The 18,293-nt window shown below is 67.2% G+C and carries 12 protein-coding genes; 6 read left to right on the forward strand and 6 right to left on the reverse strand.

Going from position 1 to position 18,293, the window contains the following annotated elements; genetic code table 11:
* Window positions 1-756: 756 nt before the first annotated feature.
* Window positions 757-2,115 carry a hypothetical protein gene (locus QHF85_RS47715; protein ID WP_281334208.1) on the forward strand — a complete coding sequence of 453 codons (1,359 nt, stop codon included), beginning with the start codon at window positions 757-759 and terminating at the stop codon, window positions 2,113-2,115.
* Window positions 2,116-2,170: 55 nt separating this feature from the next.
* Here QHF85_RS47715 and QHF85_RS47720 read toward each other — a convergent pair whose 3' ends face one another.
* Window positions 2,171-3,700 carry a hypothetical protein gene (locus QHF85_RS47720; RefSeq protein ID WP_281334209.1) on the reverse strand — a complete coding sequence of 510 codons (1,530 nt, stop codon included), beginning with the start codon at window positions 3,698-3,700 and terminating at the stop codon, window positions 2,171-2,173.
* Window positions 3,701-3,884: 184 nt separating this feature from the next.
* Between QHF85_RS47720 and QHF85_RS47725 the strand changes: the two genes are divergently transcribed.
* Window positions 3,885-7,109, forward strand: a complete 3,225-nt coding sequence (locus QHF85_RS47725; protein ID WP_281334210.1) for an NAD(P)-binding protein — start codon at window positions 3,885-3,887, stop codon at window positions 7,107-7,109.
* A gap of 272 nt (window positions 7,110-7,381) precedes the next feature.
* On the opposite strand, the gene QHF85_RS47730 is transcribed toward QHF85_RS47725, so the two are convergent.
* Window positions 7,382-7,909 (reverse strand): hypothetical protein, encoded by a 528-nt coding sequence (locus QHF85_RS47730; protein WP_281334211.1) that lies wholly within the window; start codon window positions 7,907-7,909, stop codon window positions 7,382-7,384.
* Between the two features lie 723 nt (window positions 7,910-8,632).
* On the reverse strand, window positions 8,633-9,919 hold the full coding sequence (locus QHF85_RS47735) for a sigma 54-interacting transcriptional regulator (RefSeq protein WP_281334212.1): 1,287 nt from the start codon (window positions 9,917-9,919) through the stop codon (window positions 8,633-8,635).
* A gap of 307 nt (window positions 9,920-10,226) precedes the next feature.
* On the opposite strand from QHF85_RS47735, the gene QHF85_RS47740 reads away from it, so the two are divergent.
* Window positions 10,227-10,664, forward strand: coding sequence for a hypothetical protein (locus QHF85_RS47740; protein ID WP_281334213.1), 438 nt, complete (start codon window positions 10,227-10,229; stop codon window positions 10,662-10,664).
* A 928-nt stretch (window positions 10,665-11,592) separates the two neighbouring features.
* Here QHF85_RS47740 and QHF85_RS47745 read toward each other — a convergent pair.
* Both QHF85_RS47745 and QHF85_RS47750 read right to left on the reverse strand, forming a co-directional pair.
* Complete coding sequence (locus QHF85_RS47745) at window positions 11,593-11,721, reverse strand: hypothetical protein (protein WP_281334214.1); 129 nt, start codon at window positions 11,719-11,721, stop codon at window positions 11,593-11,595.
* A gap of 743 nt (window positions 11,722-12,464) precedes the next feature.
* Entirely contained in the window at window positions 12,465-12,686 is a 222-nt protein-coding gene (locus QHF85_RS47750; RefSeq protein WP_281334215.1) for a hypothetical protein, read from the reverse strand.
* A 66-nt stretch (window positions 12,687-12,752) separates the two neighbouring features.
* On the opposite strand from QHF85_RS47750, the gene QHF85_RS47755 reads away from it, so the two are divergent.
* Complete coding sequence (locus QHF85_RS47755) at window positions 12,753-12,950, forward strand: hypothetical protein (protein ID WP_281334216.1); 198 nt, start codon at window positions 12,753-12,755, stop codon at window positions 12,948-12,950.
* A 93-nt stretch (window positions 12,951-13,043) separates the two neighbouring features.
* Window positions 13,044-13,718, forward strand: coding sequence for a hypothetical protein (locus QHF85_RS47760; protein WP_281334217.1), 675 nt, complete (start codon window positions 13,044-13,046; stop codon window positions 13,716-13,718).
* A 1,111-nt stretch (window positions 13,719-14,829) separates the two neighbouring features.
* On the opposite strand, the gene QHF85_RS47765 is transcribed toward QHF85_RS47760, so the two are convergent.
* Window positions 14,830-16,284 carry a transposase zinc-binding domain-containing protein gene (locus QHF85_RS47765; RefSeq protein WP_281334218.1) on the reverse strand — a complete coding sequence of 485 codons (1,455 nt, stop codon included), beginning with the start codon at window positions 16,282-16,284 and terminating at the stop codon, window positions 14,830-14,832.
* Window positions 16,285-16,457: 173 nt separating this feature from the next.
* Between QHF85_RS47765 and QHF85_RS47770 the strand changes: the two genes are divergently transcribed.
* The gene (locus QHF85_RS47770) at window positions 16,458-17,966 is read left to right on the forward strand and encodes a S28 family serine protease (RefSeq protein WP_281334219.1); all 1,509 of its coding nucleotides are present in this window, start codon (window positions 16,458-16,460) and stop codon (window positions 17,964-17,966) included.
* Window positions 17,967-18,293 lie beyond the last annotated feature (327 nt).

An 18,293-nucleotide genomic window follows, 5' to 3' on the forward strand; every position in this document is an offset into this window, starting at 1 on the left:
GGCCAGCCCTGGACCTCTGGGCATCGACTGCGCGAAGCGCAGTCGATGCGGGGAAAGTTTTTTAAGCTGTCCACCCCTCTTCGCAGGGCCAGCCCTGGACCTCTGGGCATCGACTGCGCGAAGCGCAGTCGATGCGGGGAAAGTTTTTTTTGCTGTCCACCCCCTCTTGGCAGCGCAAGCCCTGGACCTCTGGGCATCGACTGCGCTTCGCGCAGTCGATGCGGGGAAAGTTTTGCAAGCTGTCCGCCCCCTCTTTGCAGGGCCAGCCCTGGACCTTTTGGGGAAGAACTGCGCGATGCGCAGTTCTTCCCACAGGCCGGTGGGGCCGCGTCGCCGGTTGAAACGGCGGCGTTGCTGTTTTGACTGGCAGGGTCGTCGCTGGTCTTGACCCGGCTGTTCGATGAACTGCGCATCGCGCAGTTCATCGACCCTCCGTCCAGCGCGGGCGCTGGTCCAGGTCCAGGAGCGGACAGCTCCTGGTGGGGCCTGGGGCAACGCCCCAGCGAGGCGCTTCCCACATGAGACCAATGCTCAGGATCAGGGCAGCCCATGGGAGCGCTATCGCTGCGCGGAGAGGCGCACGAAATCAGCGCTCGTCTTTACCTCTGAATCACGCCTTCGCCCCTCGCCCGCCCCCGTATTGTCGCTTGCAATACGACCTCGGGCCCGATATTCCCGGCGGCGCTGCCCTCACGACGTGCGGCGGCGATTCTCGCCGGGAGTTCTGAATCAATGAAACGTTCCATCGGAATCGGTATGGTGTTTGCCGCTGTGATGCTCGCTGCGTGCGGCGAAGGAGGGACGGACGCCAACACGGGTGGGGGTGGCGCGACGTCGTCCTCGACCATGGGAAGCGGCGGCTCGTCCTCGTCCTCGTCGAGTGGCGGCGGCGGTGGCGGCGGCGTCCCCGCGCCTGATTGGGCCACGGAGCTGCCTGCGGGCGGTAGCTGGACCGAGCTTGCGGACTCCGAGCCCTTCGAGGCGTGGGCTGCTGCGAACCTCGTGCCCAACTCCGGTTATGTCGGCTCGGGGCCTATCGGCTCCGTGCGCGACGCTTACAGCAATCCGGTGTTCGATCACAAAGGCAAGGCTTTTTACCTCTTCGGGGGGGGCCATAACGACGGCAGCGTCAACGCCGTCTTCAAGCTCGACGCGACGACGCTGAAGTACAGCATCGTCGTGCCTCCGACGCCGCCCTCCGCGTATCCACCTGCCTATACTGCGCCGAATTCTCCCATCGTCTACCCCTCCGGCGCGACGAACGGGTTCTTCCAGACCGCGGAGACGCTCACGGATCCTGCCGACCTGCCCTATGCAGCGCCGTTCGCCGCGCCCCAGGCGAGCCACACCTACTCGGCGATGAGCTTCGTCAACGGCAAGCTCATCGTGCACTACGGCCCCGTGCGCGACGCCGACGTGGTCAACGGAAACTGGAGCTACCTCGACAAGGACACGTATGGGCCGCAGCTCGTCAAATTCAATCCGAACTACTTCGAGGTCGTGCTCCAGGCGGGCACGCAGACGGCCAACGATCCGGAGACCGGCAAGGCGTGGACGACGCTCATCTCCGGCGACGCTGGATTGAACTGGCGCAACCGCGTGCTCGAGATCGAGCCCTCCACGCACACCATCGAGAACGTGGTGGACGCCAAGTGGGACGTGTGGGGCGGCTCGTCGATCGTGGTCGGCGGGAAGTACGTCTACCTCTTCACGCCGACGCTCTCCGGCGGCAGCTGGACCAGCACGCGGGGCTGGCGCATTGACAAGACGACGCGCGTGGTCGAGCACCTGACGCTCACCGGCGATCTGCCGAGCTGGCCCGAATTCGCCCCGACGCAGGAGGGCATTCCGGTCTTCTACGACGGGGCGAACGTGAATTTCTGGAACTATAGCGTTGACGCAGATCGTGATGCGTTCTTCCGCGTCGCTCTCGAGCCCAAGAGCGGCGCCGGCACCGAGGCGGAGCCTTATGTGCTGTCGTCCACGCGAGAGACGCGCCCGGCCTCGGGGATGCCTGCGCCCGCGCTGACGTACGATCTGACCTACATCAAGGAATGGGGCGTCGTGCTGTTCCTGCCGAAGGCGAGCGCCAAGCTCTGGGCCATCAAGCTCTGAAAAGACGCTCGGGCCGGGACGATCTCGATCGTCTCGGCCTCACGCGCTCGAAGCTTCAGAAGCGCATCTTCGACAGCCGCCATTCGCAGCAGGGGTCCCGGCTCCCATCGAGCAGAAATCGCTCCGCCAGCGCGGCCGCGATCGGGGGCGAAACGAAATGGTGGCCGGGGAAGGTCGCCAGATCGATGCCCACGGCCATGGCCACGCTCTCCCGCGGATCGCCGTCGGCAATCGCGATGCGCGCGACCGATTCCGCGTCGAGATGGGTGACCATGTAGCGCCGCCCGTCGCCGGAGAGACGATAGCTCAGCGTCGCCCCGGCCCCCGCCGTCCAGCGCAGCACCATTTCGTTCCGCGGTCCGACCACGAGCGTCGAATCGGCCCGCTTGATGCCCTGCAACAGTGAATCCTCGTCGAGGTCGGTACGGATCTGCCCCCTGGCGTCGCGAACCTCGATCTTTGCGAGCGCGCCCTCGCGCCGAAGGGCGGGGACGTCGCCGCGCTTGGCCGCGCCTTTGGGTTTTGGGTCCGCGGGCGTCATCGCCTTGCTGAGCGCCTCGATCGTCAACTCCTCGAAGGGCACCCCGGCGTCGAGGGACACCACCCACTCGCCTTCCAGGATGGCCAAGAGGTCCGTCCAGTCGTCTTCGTCGACGGAGAGCGAGCCGAGCGTCTGCGTCATTTTGAGGTCGGACGGCTCGATGCCCGTGATGTCCCACAGCAGGTCGAGGAGCTTGTCGACGGCACGATGGCGGGCCGTCCCGAGCTCGACGGCGGTGGGCCTTCGCCCGAGTGGTTTGGTGAAGCCGAGGAAGGCCTTCGCGGGCGCTCTCGAGCCACGGAGGAGGAAGCGGCCCTGCCGGATGAAATCGTCGTAGGCCTCGAACATCCCTCGAACGAAGTCGGTCACCCTCGCATAACAACCATAGGCGCCGCTCGCGCGCCCACGCACGGGGACGAACGCCTCGTCGCTGTGGTCCAGGATGAGCGCGTGAACCGGTGGATCCTCGTCGGCCCGCTGGTCCTCGGCGACCGCCCAATGGAAGTCGTCCTCGCCCTGGACCATCAGCGAATACAGCGTCGACCAGCCCGGGACGGGTTCGAGCGAGACGGCGTCGCGGAAGAGCGCGGCGTAGTCCTCGGGAGAGCGTCGGACGGCCTCGATCAGGCGCTCCCAGGCGGTCACGCTGGAGCCATGGGTCGCGAACGGCGGCTTTTCGCTCTCGGGCAGCCAGACCCCGCGACACTCCTCGATGAACTCGTAGAGTGCAAGCCACCGGGTCGCGGTGTCCTCGGGCCACGGCAGCGGCCTGTCGCAGCCGGGCCGCGTCCCGAAGCCGAAGCGATCACGCCACGCCGGGGCGATCGTCTCGCGGAGCTCGTTTCGACGGCTCTTCAAGGAGGCCCGCTCCGGCGCCCCGAGGTCGAGCGCGGCGACCCTCGCTTCGAGCCGCGCGAGCTCTCCGCGAGCGTCTCCAGCGGCGTCGAGCGCGGCGAAATAACTTTCACGAAGGGTCGCGTCGGCGGGGTTGGCTTCGAGCTTCGCGAGCCACTCCGCGTCGAGCTTGGGATCGAGAGCTGCCAAGGGCGTGACCTCCGGGGCGCGAGAGGCCCGGCAGTCTCTCACGGTCGTGGTGCGCGGAGCCAGCAACCCCTTCGACGGCTTCGAGGCAAATCCAGGCGCGCTCGGCGGAGCAGAGCACCGCGCACCTGCCGTCGGCACCCATTTTGCCCAAGCGACTCCGCCTCTCGTAGACTCGATCGTCTCAATGAAGCAACGCATCGTCATTCTTGGCGGCGGGATGGCCGCACTCACGACGGCCTTCGAGTTGACGAACCGTCCCGGCTTTCAGGATCGTTTCGACATCACGGTCTACCAGACCGGCTGGCGCCTCGGGGGCAAAGGGGCATCCGGCGTCAACCGAGCACAAAACGACCGCATCGAGGAGCATGGGCTCCATGTCTTCTGGGGTTTTTACGAGAACGCGTTCCGCGTCATGCGCGAGGTGTACGCCGAGCTTTCGCGTCCCCCCGGCGCGCCGCTGGCGAGCTGGACGGATGCGTTCAAGCCCCACGATCTGGTCGTACTTCCGGAGGCCACGGACCGCGGCTGGACCTACCAGCCGCTGCGCGCTCCTCGCAATGGCGGCGCCCCGGGGGCCGTGACCGCGACCCTCGAGCCGTGGCAGTACATCCCGCGCTTGCTTCGTCAGGTGTCCGATCTCGTCGCGGGAGATCTGCTGCCGCAACTCGATCGCTGGAGGAACGAAATCCGGAGCCTCTTGCCGGGCCTGCGCTCGACCGTCGATCAGGCTGCGAAGGCCGATAGCAAGGACATCAAGCCTGTCGAGTCGCTCCTGCGCTCGGTGTTCGAGCGGGGCGGCCTGGCGGTGCTGCTCGCGGGGCGCTGGGCGGGCCGGGTCGCCCTGTGGTTCGGGCTCGATCTCGCAGAGGCCATCGCGAGCACGTCGCGCTCCACGAAAGACATCGAGAATGCGCGCGACGCCATTTTATGGATCATGGGTCGTTACCTCGCGCAGGTCGTGCGCTTCTCCTCGGACGAACCCGAGCTTCGGCGCCTGCGCGTCAGCATGAGCCTGTTCATGACCGTCGTGCGGGGCCTCCTGGTCGACGACCTCGTGCTGCCGCCGCGAAATTGGCTCAGCATCGATCACCTGAGCTTCCGCGAATGGCTCGCGAAGCACGGCGCCGAGCCCGAGGCCATTCATTCTCCCCTCATCGATGGTTTGCACGCCGCGGCCTATGCCCACGGCCTCGACGTCGCGGCGGGGACGCTGCTCCACGCCATCCTGAGGCTCACCTATTCGTACCAGGGCGCTCTGCTCTACAAGATGCAGGCGGGCATGGGGGAGACCGTCTTCGCCCCCCTCTTCACGGTGCTCGAGCGGCGCGGCGTGCGGTTCGAGTTCTTCCACCGCGTCCAGAACCTCGAGCTCTCCGCCGATCGAAAACACATCGCCCGGATCCAGATGGCCCGTCAGGCCACGGTGAAGGGAGATCGCTACAGGCCTATGGTGGACGTGCGGGGGCTGCCCTGCTGGCCCACCGAGCCGCTCTACGAGCAGCTCGTCGAGGGGCAAGCCTTGCAGCAAAGCGGCGTCGACCTGGAGGACGCCTGGGCGGATTGGGCTCCGGTCGAGGAGCTATCCCTCGAGGCGGGGCGCGATTTCGACAACGTCGTCCTTGCCATCTCCGTCGGCGCCTTGCCCCATGTGTGCGACGAGCTCGTTCGCGACGAGAACAACCCGCGGTTCGGCGCGATGGTCCGGGGAATCCGCACCTGCCAGACGCAATCCGCCCAGCTCTGGATGTCGCGCCCCCTGGGAGACCTCGGCTGGTCGGGCCCACCGCCGATCGTGATTCCCTTTGCGTCGCCTTTCGACACGTGGGCCGACATGAGCCACCTGCTCTCGCGGGAGCGCTGGCCCGAGGAGAAGGTGGCGTCTCTGGCCTACGTCACCGCGCGGATCGACGATGACGAGCCGGTGCCGCCCCCCGGTCTGGATGGTTATGCCGAACGACAGAAGGCGCGGGTGGGCGAGAACCTGAAGGCGTGGCTCGAACGGAGCGCCGGGGGGCTCTGGCCGAATGCGACGCGCCCCGCCGATCGCAGCGCCTTCAACTGGGGAGTCCTGCAGGATCCCGAGGAGCGCTCGGGGTCGAAGCGACTCGACGCACAATACTGGTGCGCCACGCGAAACCCGTCGGATCGCTACGTGCTGGCGGCGCCGGGGACGAGCGCCCTGCGCCTGCGCGCGGACGAGTCGGGATATCGAAACCTGCTCCTCGCCGGGGATTGGATCCTGACCGCCATGAACCTCGGTTGCGTCGAGGCGGCCACGCTGGGCGGATTGCAGGCCGCGCAGGCGCTCGATCCCGGCGTACGCGCGGGCATTGGCGATTGGCTGACCCAGAAAAAGGCCCCCCTTCCGGCCCCGGTCCCGCTCCCGCCCCCGGCCCCCGTCGCCTCCCCGGCACGGCGAGATCTCCCGCGCTTCATCATGCGCGACGGGGATCTCATGGCGACCCCGCCGGTCGGGCTCCGCATTTCGGTCTACAACTTCGTCCTGGAGGCGAGCTTCGAGCGGCTGACGGCGCTTTGCAACGCGCACTTGAACATCGACGGGACGACTCGTTATCGCCCGCTCGCTCCGTTCGTGATCCTGTACGCCTCTGCCGTCGACAATTACCCGATCCCCGAGCCGATTGGCTGGGTACCCGAGACCGATTTCGGGATCTGGGTTCCGCTCCTTGCAGGCGAGGAACGAAAAGGGACGTTCCACGTCAATCGCGTCGTGTTCTACACGCCCTACATCTGGGTGAGCAACGACGTGGCGCTCCTCAACGGCCGGCTTTATTTCGGATTCAAGAAGGACATCGGCGTCATGCAGATGCCAGCCTCCCCCGAGCGCGCCGATCGCTTCTCTCTGGATGCATGGGTCTTGCCTCGTCACGACCCCGCCCAGTCGATCGAGCACCGCCGTATCCTCGACGTGGAGCGCGTGGACGGCGGTCCTCAGGATGCTTCCTGGGAGCAGGTGCGCGCCTTCCTCGACCAGAGCCAGCAGGGGATCGGCCTGGCCCTTCGCTCGCTCGAGGGATTGCGACGTGCCCGCAGCGACGGCTGGGGGCTCGGCCTCGATTTCGCGAGCCAGCTCGGCCGGGACGTCCGGCGCGGCATGCGCAAGGTCTTCCTCAAGCAAATGCCCGACGTCGTGGATGGTCGCAAAGCTTGCTACCAGGCCATCGTCGAAGCGGAGGTCGCGGTGACAGGGAACCTGCGCACGAGGCCGCTGCCGGGGCGATGGTCCTGCCAGATGACGCGCTACGCGAGCCACCGCATCGCCGATACGCTCGGCCTCGTCGCCGATCGCCGCGAAGGAGATGTCTCGTTTCACACGCCGTTGCTCGCGGGCTGGGCGTCGTTCGATGCGCAGGTCGGTGGAGGAGAGATCATTCGGGAAATTCGCTGAACGTAGCCGGCAGACGGCGCCGGCTCGCGGCGATCGCCGCTCCCGCTTCCGCTGCCGCTTCCGCTCCCGCTGCCGCTGCCGCTGCCGCTGCCGCTTCCGCTTCCGCTTCCGCTTCCGCTTCCGCTTCCGCTCCCGCCACCGCTCCCGCTTCCGCTTGCCGCTCCCGCTTGCCTTCAGGTTGTCGGCGCCTTCATGACGCGCTGGAGCTGCATCGCGAGGACGCGGTCATTCTCCGGCCCACGAGCGGCGTGCAACAACACAGACCTGCGCAGCTACCCGGAGTGCCCTGCGAGGCAGATCGCCAGCGTCTGAAGTCGAGCACGAGGATCGTCGAACACCTTCTGGGTGAGATCCGTCCCTCCCACGGTCGTCCGAAGGCTCTTGATCCCGCTCTTCGCAAAGGCCTCGATGTCCTTGGGCTCGAGATCCGCCTCGGTGACCCATTGACTGAAAACACCTGCGCGGCTTCCGCCGCCGACGGGCGGCGCAGCCTTTTTGATTTTGAGTTCGAGAATACGACCGTCCTCGAGGGCGACCTCGAGCTTCGCCCCTTCCGGCACCTCGGCCGCGACAAGCCCGGGGCTGGCCCAGAGCACCGCGAAGACCAGACCCTTCTTCGACTCCGTCAAGCCAACGGCTCGAAAAGCGCTGTCATAGTAGAACAAGTTGCCACGCACCGGACCATCAAAATCGCTCGTCCCCTTTTCCGCAACTTTGCACGACTCCGGCCCGTGAACGACTTGAAACGGGCCACAACCCACGGCCAATACCGCCAGAATCACCGCTGCATGAAACTTCATGAATGCAATCTCCGACCCGCGTGATGACGCGCCCATTCACATGTACGTCAGCGTCCCCGTGACTACAGCGAAGCAGGGCTCGTGTCAAGGTATGGGTGCGGTGCCTGCATTCCGCCCGAAAACCCGTGTCATTGGCTCGCCGGCCGATGTTGAAGATGGTATCCAGGCTCATCGCCACGCCCGCCGGATACTCGCCGTCCGGGAGCCGGGCATACCCCGCCTTGCCGAGCGCCACGATGTGGTTGCCCTTGATGACCGCGGCCACCATGCCCGGCGTCGCCTTCCCCGCGAGCCAGTGCCCCGCGTGCTCGCTCAGCATGGAGTCGAGGTTGGCCGCGCCCGGAATGACCTGCGGCGGCGCCGCCTCGGCGCTGCCCGGGAGGGCGAGGCAGAAGGCGAGGGCGCCTGCTGCGATGACGGGGTTGACTGCCTTGAGTACACGCATGATCGGTCTCCTGGGTATGGAACGGTCAATCACCGTTCGGCTTCGGAGACCCCCCCATGGCAACAGTGGTGCCAGCCCCGCGCCGCGCGGCTCCGCCGCGCTTTCGCGGCCGGGACCGCTGCGCCAGCACGGGCCTTCCGCGGCGTGCCCCGCCCGCGTTGCCCCCGGAGCAACAACGGTTGCCTGCCGAGCAGCTTGCGATGCTGTCTGTCATGCTCGACACGCGCGCTTTAGCCACGGCTGTCGAATGCGGACTGTCTTCGGCGCAACAGGAGAGATCAAGCCTCCGGGCGCCCACGGCTCCGCTTCAGATCGTACTTCCAGAGCAGCCGATACAGGTAGACGCGATCCACGCCGGCGGCGCGCGCGGCCTCGCGCACGTTGCCGGAGTGCCGGACCAGGAGCGCCTCCAGATAGCGGCGCTCGAGCTCCTGAATCCACTGCTCGCGGGCCTCCCGCAGGGGCAAGGACGGGTCGACGACCGGCCCGCCTCCCTGGGATCTCGGCTCCGGCTCCGGGCCGCCGTCGGGCTCCAGCCGTACGGCCTCGCGCAGAGCGTAGCAGCGTTCGACGTAGTTGCGCAGCTCGCGCAGGTTGCCCGGCCACTGGTGCGAGTGCAGCTCGGTGAAGAAGGCGGGCGTTCGCAGGAACGAGGTGTCGACCGGGCGCCGCGAGCGCTTCTCGATGGCGTCGAGGAAGTGCTGCGCGAGCGCCGGCACGTCCTCGAACCTCTCGCGCAGCGGCGGCAGCTTCACCTGGATCACCGCGAGCCTGTAGTAGAGGTCGCTGCGGAACCGCTTCTGATTGACCTCCTCCCGCAAGTTGCGGTTGGTCGCCGCGATGACGCGCACGTCGACGGGGACGTACTTGTTGGAGCCCACGCGCTTGACCCCGCGGTGCTCGAGCGCGTGCAGGAGCTTGGATTGCAGCCCGAGCGGCATCTCGCCGATCTCGTCGAGGAACAGCGTGCCGCCGCTCGCCGCCGCGAACGCGCCGTCGCGGGGCGTGATCGCGCCCGTGAACGCGCCTTTCTCGTGGCCGAACAGCTCGCTCTCCAGCAGCTCCGCGGGGATCGCGCCGCAGTCGAGGACGATGAACGGCTGATCGTGCCGGTCGCTCTTCGTGTGGATCGCCTCGGCCACGGCGTCCTTCCCGGTGCCCGTTTCCCCCTCGAGCAGCACGGTGGCGTCGCTCGCCGCGCAGCGCTCCAGGAGCGCGAACACGCGCCGCATCAGCGCGGAGGCCCCCACCAGGTTGGCGAACTTCGCGTCCGGGTGCAGATCGAGCGAGACGCGATCCATCTCGCCGAGCTGGAGCACGCTCTCTCCGATGGAGATGCGCGCTCTCCAGCGCGGGAACGCCTCGCGCACCTGGACGTCGTCGAGCCGGGTGCCATTGCGGCTGTTGAGATCGCGCAGCACGATCTGCCCGAAGGCCACCGAAAGCTCGCAGTGGAAGCGCGACACGAGGCGATCCGAGAGCCGGAGATCGCAGGACGGGTGTGTGCCGACGACGACGCGCTCGGAGGTCGAGCAGATCGCCTGTCCCGGGTCCGGCCCGCTCACCACGTGGAGCCGAAAGCTCGGTACGGACAGCGACGAGGCCGGGGTCTCGGCTGGCAGGGTGCCGTCGATCGGGCGCGTGCGCGGCGAGCGGAAAATTGAAGCGACGCGCGTGCGGGCGCCTCGGGTGTTGCAGCGGCGTGACGATGTTACGGCGGCGTAACGGCGACGTGTGATGGGCGTGGAACAGGGGCGAGGCCGCCGGCGCGTTTTGCGGGCATTTGCCGCGGATATTGCTTTGGCGCGCCCGTTGCAAACGTGGGAAACGACGTCCCCCGATGGGACAAACGATACCGGGGAGAAAAAAAACATGAAAACCAGCGTTGCTCTCGTCGCCACCCTCGCTCTCTCGACCCTCGCCGCACCCGCGCTCGCGCAAGCTGCGATCGATCCGCTCCTCACGAGGAACCTCGCTGCGGTCGCGTCGCAATACGGGGATGCGAATGGACACCTCGTGACGACCCTCGCCTCCGGGCAATCCGTCATCTTCGCGCGCGGCCAAGGCGGATTCGTCGTTTATACGGGCGGCGACAATGTGTATACGGTCGACGACTTCGCGTTCTGCGTGGAGGACTCGGCAGGCGGGTTGAGCTCGTGTAATCCGGGGAGCGGCGATTACGAGTGCGACCCGACCGACGGGGAGTGCACGTGCAGCGGCCTCTGGGATTGTGTATGGATGATACTCGCGGAGTGCACGGAACTCGCGGAGTGGGACGGCTTCGGTAATGCTTCGTGTTCGAGTACGTGAAGGAGACCGCGGAGGCGGACGCGGGCGCGGCAGCGAAGGCGGACGCGGGGCGCTACTCGCCTCCTCCCGGGATGATCGACGACGATTCCTTTCGCGCCTCCACCTCCGACCGCCGAAACGCGAGCTTCGCGTGGGTCGCGGCTGCCCAGGCCTCGTGTTGGTCGTCGAAATGCGGGCTCTCGGGCTCCGCGCTCGTGCCACGGGCGAATCGATCGTGGCCTCGGGCGTGCCGTCGTCGCCGAAGCCGGTGACCATGCGGTAAAGGGACATCTCGGTCGAACGGAACGCGTCGAGAGGTACGTCGCCGTCGAAGAAGGGCACCGGCGAGACGTTGATCGTATCCGAGCCGCCGCTCACCGGGATCGGCTCGACCTCCCACGCGCCGCCGTAAGCGGTCTCGAACGAGCGCTTAGGGCAAATAACCAGCCAATTTCACCCTCGAGCAGGAAGCGTCGCCCCGCCGCCCCCCGCCGCGGCCGTATCCCCGACTACGGCATGACGCCACCACGCGTGGGCCTCGCGCGGAAAGTCGAGCTCGTCATCGAATTCTCTGGCACTGCGGGTACACGTACGCATCGGCGCCGGCAGACAGCGAGCGCGAGACGTCCACCGAAGGCGGCGCCTCAGGGCTGCTCTCGCCGGTGCGCTTTCGGGAATGGCAGCGAGAGTTGCCCCAGGGGCACACGCTTACGCATCGGCGGTCCACGCGCCGAGAGCCCCGCGCGGGCCAACCCTTCGCGAATCGCATCCGGCGACAGCGCAACGTTTCGCCACCGCATCGTGCTCGCACACTTCGGAGCAAATGGGTGGGTTGTTCGCCCGAAGCGCCGCCATGAAACCGTGCGGCGTCGGCCTCGGTCAAGCGCGCCTTCCGCCAGCCCATGCCCCGAGACCGTCTCACGGGGCACGGGTTGTCGCGGTGAATGGCTCAGCCGTCGACGACGGCTTTGACGAGCACACGGAAGGTATTCCCTCCCGCATTCTTCACGTTGCCGAGGTACAGCTTGTCGTACCGCACGAATGCGGTCGTGTTTCCGTTGATCACGCCCTGGAGCACGGTCTTGTCCTTCTTCCCCGAAATATCTTCGGCGACGTCGAACTGGATGTTTTATGAGAGGCTCATCGGGGCCAACGGAGCGTCGATTCAGCGCAAGCGCCGCGTGTTCACGGCCCGGGCCGCACGTGGTGCCCGAGGCGCCGGCCTCCTCCCGGGGTCCTGCGTCGACCTCGCTGCGTCACCGGAGCAAGCGCTGCGTCACCTCGTGACGCAGCCGCAGCGCGAACCTACCCGTCGCATCGCCGGCCCTGGTCACCGCCGATGTATGTGTGCTCGCAGTCCAAGAACACTCGATGACGAGCTCGACGCTCCGCGCGAGACCCACGGGGAAGGGTCGGCACTCCGATCACGGGTTCGCCGACTCCGATGTCGAAGGGCCTGCACTCCGATCACGGGCTCGCCGACTTCGATGTCGAAGGGCCTGCACTCCGATCACGGGTTCGCCGACTCCGATGTCGAAGGGCCTGCACTCCGATCACGGGTTCGCCGACTCCGATGTCGAAGGGCCTGCACTCCGATCACGGGTTCGCCGACTCCGATGTCGAAGGGCCAGCGCTCCGATCACGCGCTCGCCGACTTCGATGTCAAAGGGCCAGCGCTCCGATCACGCGCTCGCCGACTTCGATGTCGAAGGGGGCGGGATGGTGGATCAGGCGTGCCTGGAGATGCACAGGCGCGTGGATGGGGCGGGGCCCGGGTCGTCACCCGAGCTGAGGGCGCTGATACGCGGGCAGCCGTGCGCCTCAGTCCGACGCGCAGCAGAACGTGACCGGATCCGCGAGCTCGACCGTGCCCAGGGGGTCGACCGTGCCCGGCGCGCAGCTCCCCGGCTCCGCGACGACCGGCTGGCTGTAGATGTAGCTGCTGAACGACCCCGTGCAGGGGGAGGTGAGATAATCGTCGCCCGAGATAAGGGGGTCACCACTTTTGGGCGTCCCGCAGGTGTTGTCCGTGAAAGCCTGCACCGTCGACTCGCAACGTCCGAGCGTGGGGGCGCCGCCTTTGCCGCCCCGCTCGCGGCCTCTTGCAGCATGCAAGCGCCGCCGTCCGCGATCGACGATCCGAATGCGAGCCCCCTCGGCGACGATACGTGCACCTGCACGGGCGGCGCCATCTACACAGGCGCCGTCATCCCGCCCGCGACCACGTATTGCAACATGTTCGTTTGCGGGAAGGACTTTATCACCTACAAATGCGGCGCCGTCTCGCCCCAACACCCGAGCGGCTAGGAGTCCTTCGCGAGTCTGCCATGCAATAGCCTCGCCTGCCCAGGCACCGGCGTCTTCTGCGGCGACGAGGTCCTGAACGGCGTCCCCTCCGGCATGTACACCTGCCCCGGCGCAGGCCAGGTCCCCACCGAATGGGTCGTCTGCCTCGGCACCTGCAAAGACACCGGCGCAGGCACCGCCGAATGCGGCCCTCCCCCGGGCGTCTGCCCCTGCGGCTCGCTCGGCGACGGCTACGCGTCCCAGACCTGCGGCGAGCAGCACTGCACCCCGACCGGCCAGGGCGATCGCACCACGATGATGATCTGCACCCCCTCCGGCTGGCAGGACCTCGGCCAAAACCTCGACGCGCAGTGCAAGCCAACCCAGAAAAACGACTGCGTCGCCTGCAAAGGCATGCAGGACAAATACGGCAACGAGATCGTCACGACCGAGTGCGGCCGGACCGTCTGCGGCGTCGGCGCGGGAAACGCCGCGCTCTTTGCATGCACGCCGAGCGGCTGGGTCGATGTCGGCGCGCCATGCCCAGAGCCAAAGCCCGGCGACCCGCCGCCGCTCGGCCAATGCCCCGCCCAGTTCCGCGATCAGCAGCAAAACCTGCGCCCTGTCGAGCGCCTCCAGACCTTCTGCGGAGGCCAGACCCTCTACGATGAAGACGGCAAAAAGACTGTCGACATCGGCGGCGATCCCAACTCGCTTTATGCGTGCGAGGCGGGGGCGCAGAGCCGAGGCTCGTCAAAGCTTGCCCCTACGACGACATCGGCGGCGTGACCGTGCCGACGTGCAAGCCCGTCTCGAAGCTGAAGGCCTACTTCCAGGGCGAGGAGGGCGAAGAGAAGCTCATCAAAGATTGGGACCGCTGCCTCGAGCCCTGCCCCGCGTGGGCCGAGACGTTCCAATACAAGACGGACAAGTTGTGCTACCCGGAGACCAACCAAGACAACTGCACCAGGCACTACACCTGCGGCCAAAACCCCATCAGCGGACGGCCCGGCACGAGCTACGCCTGCATCGCCGACGATTGCCCCGAACAATTGGCCTCCTGCGACTACCGGCTGCCTCTCCCCATCGAGGACGCACGCTCAAAGGCGCCGCCTACACCTGCAACGCGCGCGACAACCTGTTCGAGGACTACCCGCTCTGCGTCGCTAACGCGAACAAGCACCTCTGGGGCGCCCCGCCGCCCACCGTCTCCGGCACCGAGCGGTGCAGCGACATCAAGACCTACCAAGGCCTCGTCCTCCCCTCGAAAGACGCCTCGCCCGGCAAGAGCGTCTGCGGCATCGGGATGCAGATCTATCGATGCGAGCCGCGCACGCTCGGCCGACCCGACGGCTGGGTCTCCACCGGCGATCCGTGCGGCACCGATTGCGAGGAGTGCGGGCCGAAGGCCTACGTTAGGGCAAATAACCAGCCAATTTCACCCTCGAGCAGGAAGCGTCGCCCCGCCGCCCCCCGCCGCGGCCGTATCCCCGACTACGGCATGACGCCACCACGCGTGGGCCTCGCGCGGAAAGTCGAGCTCGTCATCGAATTCTCTGGCACTGCGGGTACACGTACGCATCGGCGCCGGCAGACAGCGAGCGCGAGACGTCCACCGAAGGCGGCGCCTCAGGGCTGCTCTCGCCGGTGCGCTTTCGGGAATGGCAGCGAGAGTTGCCCCAGGGGCACACGCTTACGCATCGGCGGTCCACGCGCCGAGAGCCCCGCGCGGGCCAACCCTTCGCGAATCGCATCCGGCGACAGCGCAACGTTTCGCCACCGCATCGTGCTCGCACACTTCGGACACGCTGTCACATCGATGGCGAACACATGTCGCAAAAGCCACGCCCACGGCTTGCGTCGCGCTTTTCCTCCGGTGGCGTCGTCCACATCGAAATGCTCACCGAATAGAGGCAACTGCAAATGCGCTCGGGGTGGCGCGACGTCCGGCGCTGCCGATGACCGTGCCGACGAAACGACTTCTCTTCGCAATGCCGCATTCGGCGCGAGCACGCCGTGAAACCGCACCATATGAAAACGCGGCGGCGGCACCATCGCGCATACCCGAGCGAGAAAATCGTAGGGATCCAGCACGACGCACCTCGTCCCGTCGCGCCACACTTTTTTCAGCTCGTATCGGACGTTCTCGCCGACGAACCCGAGACGCTCCGTCGCAATCGGCGGCCTCACCAGGTACCGGCACACCCGCTCCACGCGTTTCCGATCCCGACCATCGATCGCCGCTCCCGCGTGGACGTTGAAACCCCATCACGACAGCTACACGCTCATCCTCACGTATTCGGCTCGGCTCCACCACGCGCAGCGCAGGCGCTCGCGCCGCCACGTCATGACAAGCCATGAGCGCAGGCTCGATATCGTCTCCCACTTCACCGCCAGATAGGCCTTCGATCGAGCGGCCCCGGTTCTTCAATATCGCCGCCACCCGCTTTGCGGTCCGCTCGGCGACATTCTGGACCTCACCCTCCGTCGGCGCTGACAGCCGCAGAAACGACAAGCATTCTCCATCCATACCCGCGCGCCGCACGTACACACCATCCAGCACGAGCGTATGCGCATGCACGTTCAGCCGCAGCGCCGAGTCGAATCGCTGGATGACTGTCACGGCTCCGGGAAACGCATCTTCAACGCTCGAAAGGCCAAACATACGCTTCGCGCGCCATCGATACGATCTCAATAGCTCCTCCACGAACGCGCCCACCACCGCCGCACACAATTCCCTGTCATAGCCAACCACCACGCGTAGTTCCCACGGTAGCGAACACACCCATTGGCGAAGTTGTACCTCCGGCAATACCTCCTCGGTCAGATGCACAGCGCCATCGCTCATCCGCCGTCCGAGGCATGATGGACAGAACCCACGTCGCTTGCACGAAAATGCGACCCGTCGCTCGAATCCGCACCCTTCGCATTCCACGCGCATGAAGCCGTATTCGAGAATCCCGCAGCGCAGATACTCCTCGACCTCGCGCACGACGAATCGCGGCAAACTCCCAATCGGCTCCACGTGCTCCCGAAACGAGTCCCAATACGAACGCACGACTCGGTAGAGAACCGTCTCCTCAGGTCGATGCCGCTCGTAGCGGTCGCCGTTGCTCGCGGGCTGGGCGTCGTTCGATGCGCAGGTCGGTGGAGGAGAGATCATTCGGGAGATTCGCTGAATGTAGCCGGCAGACGGCGCCGGCTCGCGGGCGATCGCCGCTTCCGCTTCCGCTTCCGCTCCCGCTCCCGCTTCCGCTCCCGCTTCCGCTCCCGCTTCCGCTCCCGCTTCCGCTTCCGCTCCCGCTTCCGCTCCCGCTTCCGCTTCCGCTCCCGCTCCCGAGCCGAAGACATTCAAGAAATAGGGGTGCGAGCAGGATGCAACGGGTGCAACCGGTGCAACAGGGGGTGCAACCGGTGCAGCCACCACGCAGCAGCCGGAAGCACGTGCGTTGCAGAGAGCAAGGCCACGAATCCTCGCGCCACGGCGCCCATTTTGGCCTGGCACGCCTGCTGCCATGGCTCCCCGCCATGCGCACTCTGCTTCTTCCGCTGCTCACCATTACCCTGGCCTCCCTGTCGCTCGTCGCCTGCGGCGGCGACGACACCCACCCCGATTCCGGCACCGGCGGTGCGGGCGGCTCCGGCGGCTCCGGCGGCTTCGGCGGTGCGGGCGGCACCGGCGGCTCCGGCGGCTCCGGCGGCACCGGCGGCTCCGGCGGCGCGATGTCGGCCGATATCTTCGAGAAGCTCCAGGACATCGAGGGCCTCACGGTCACGGAGGAGGAGACCGAGATCCCTGGCTACCGCTATTTCGTGCTCACGATTGACCAGCCCGCGGATCACGACGATCCCTCCGGCGCGCGCTTCGAGCAGCGCCTCGTGCTGCATCACCGCGACCCGGCCGCGCCCGTGGTGCTCGCCACCCAGGGCTACAACCTCTATCCGGAGTACCAGTGGCTCGACGAGCCCGCCGAGCTGCTCGCCGCCAACCAGGTCCGGGTCGAGCACCGCTTCTTCACCCCCTCCCGCCCGGAGCCCGCGGACTGGTCGCAGCTCACCATCGAGCAGGCCGCCGCGGACCTGCACCACATTGTCGAGGTGATCCGGCCGCTCTACGAGGGCAAGTGGATCTCCACCGGCGGCAGCAAGGGCGGGATGACCTCCGTCTATCACCGCCGCTTCTATCCCGACGACGTGAACGGCACCGTCGCTTACGTCGCCCCGCACAACTTCGGCGACGCCGACCCGCGCTACCTCGACTTCGTGGCCCAGCGCGGCGACGCGGGCTGCCAGCAGGCCCTCCTCGACTTCCAGCGCGAGGTGCTGCTGCGCCGGCCGGAGATGCTGGCGCGCATGCAGACCCAGGCCATGGACGCCGGCCTCACCTATGAGCTGCTCGGCGCGGATCAGGCCCTGGAGACCGCGGTGATCGAGTTCATCTTCAGCTTCTGGCAGTACGGCGACGAAAGCGACTGCGCCGAGATCCCGCCCATCTCGGCGAGCGACGACGAGGTGTGGTCGTTCTTCGACCTGGTCTGCGGTCCCTCGTTATGGTCCGACGGGGCCACCCTCGCCTACGAGCCGTACTATTGGCAGGCGGCGGTGCAGCTCGGCTATCCGGGCTACGCCGAGGACAACGTCGCGGATCTGCTCCTCTACCCCGGCTTTGACGTGGCCGCCTCGTACACGCTGCCCGGACGCGGCAAGAACCCGATCCTGGACCCCCAGGCGATGCAGGACGTCTCTGCGTGGCTCACCACCAAGGGCGAGCGGATGATGTTCATTTACGGCGAGAACGATCCGTACACCGCCGCCGCCTTCGATCTCGGGGGCGCGCAGGACTCGTACCGCTTCATCGAGCCGGCGGGGAACCACAGCGCGTCCATCGGCGGGCTGCCGCAGGCCGACCAGGAGGCGGCGCTCGCCGCGCTGCAAGCCTGGACGGGCGTCACCCCGGTCCAGAAGGCGCACGCGCTGGCGGCGTACCCGTCGACGCCCCGCTGGATGCTGTCCGAAAGCCGGCGCCGGATGCGCTGATCCCGCGCTTGCCAAACGCTGCCGATGGCCGACTGGCTCGGCTTTCGCTCCCGCCTCCGCTCCCGCCTCCGCTTCCGCTTCCGCTTCCGCTTCCGCTTCCGCTTCCGCTCCCGCTCCCGCTCCCGCTCCCGCTTCCGCTCCCGCTTCCGCTTCCGCTCCCGCTTCCGCTCCCGCTCCCGCTTCCGCTCCCGCTTCCGCTCCCGGAAAGCGCCTTCAAATGCGCTTCGTCCGGGGGGCGCGAGCATGCCCGCGTGCTCGGGCGGCGCAAGGCCAAGCCGTGCTCACCGTCCTCGCGCTTCGCGCTCCGGGCGGCTGCGCGCGGTGCGA

The sequence above is a fragment of the Polyangium sp. 6x1 genome (genome assembly GCF_029946515.1).
Lineage (GTDB): Bacteria > Myxococcota_A > Polyangia > Polyangiales > Polyangiaceae > Polyangium.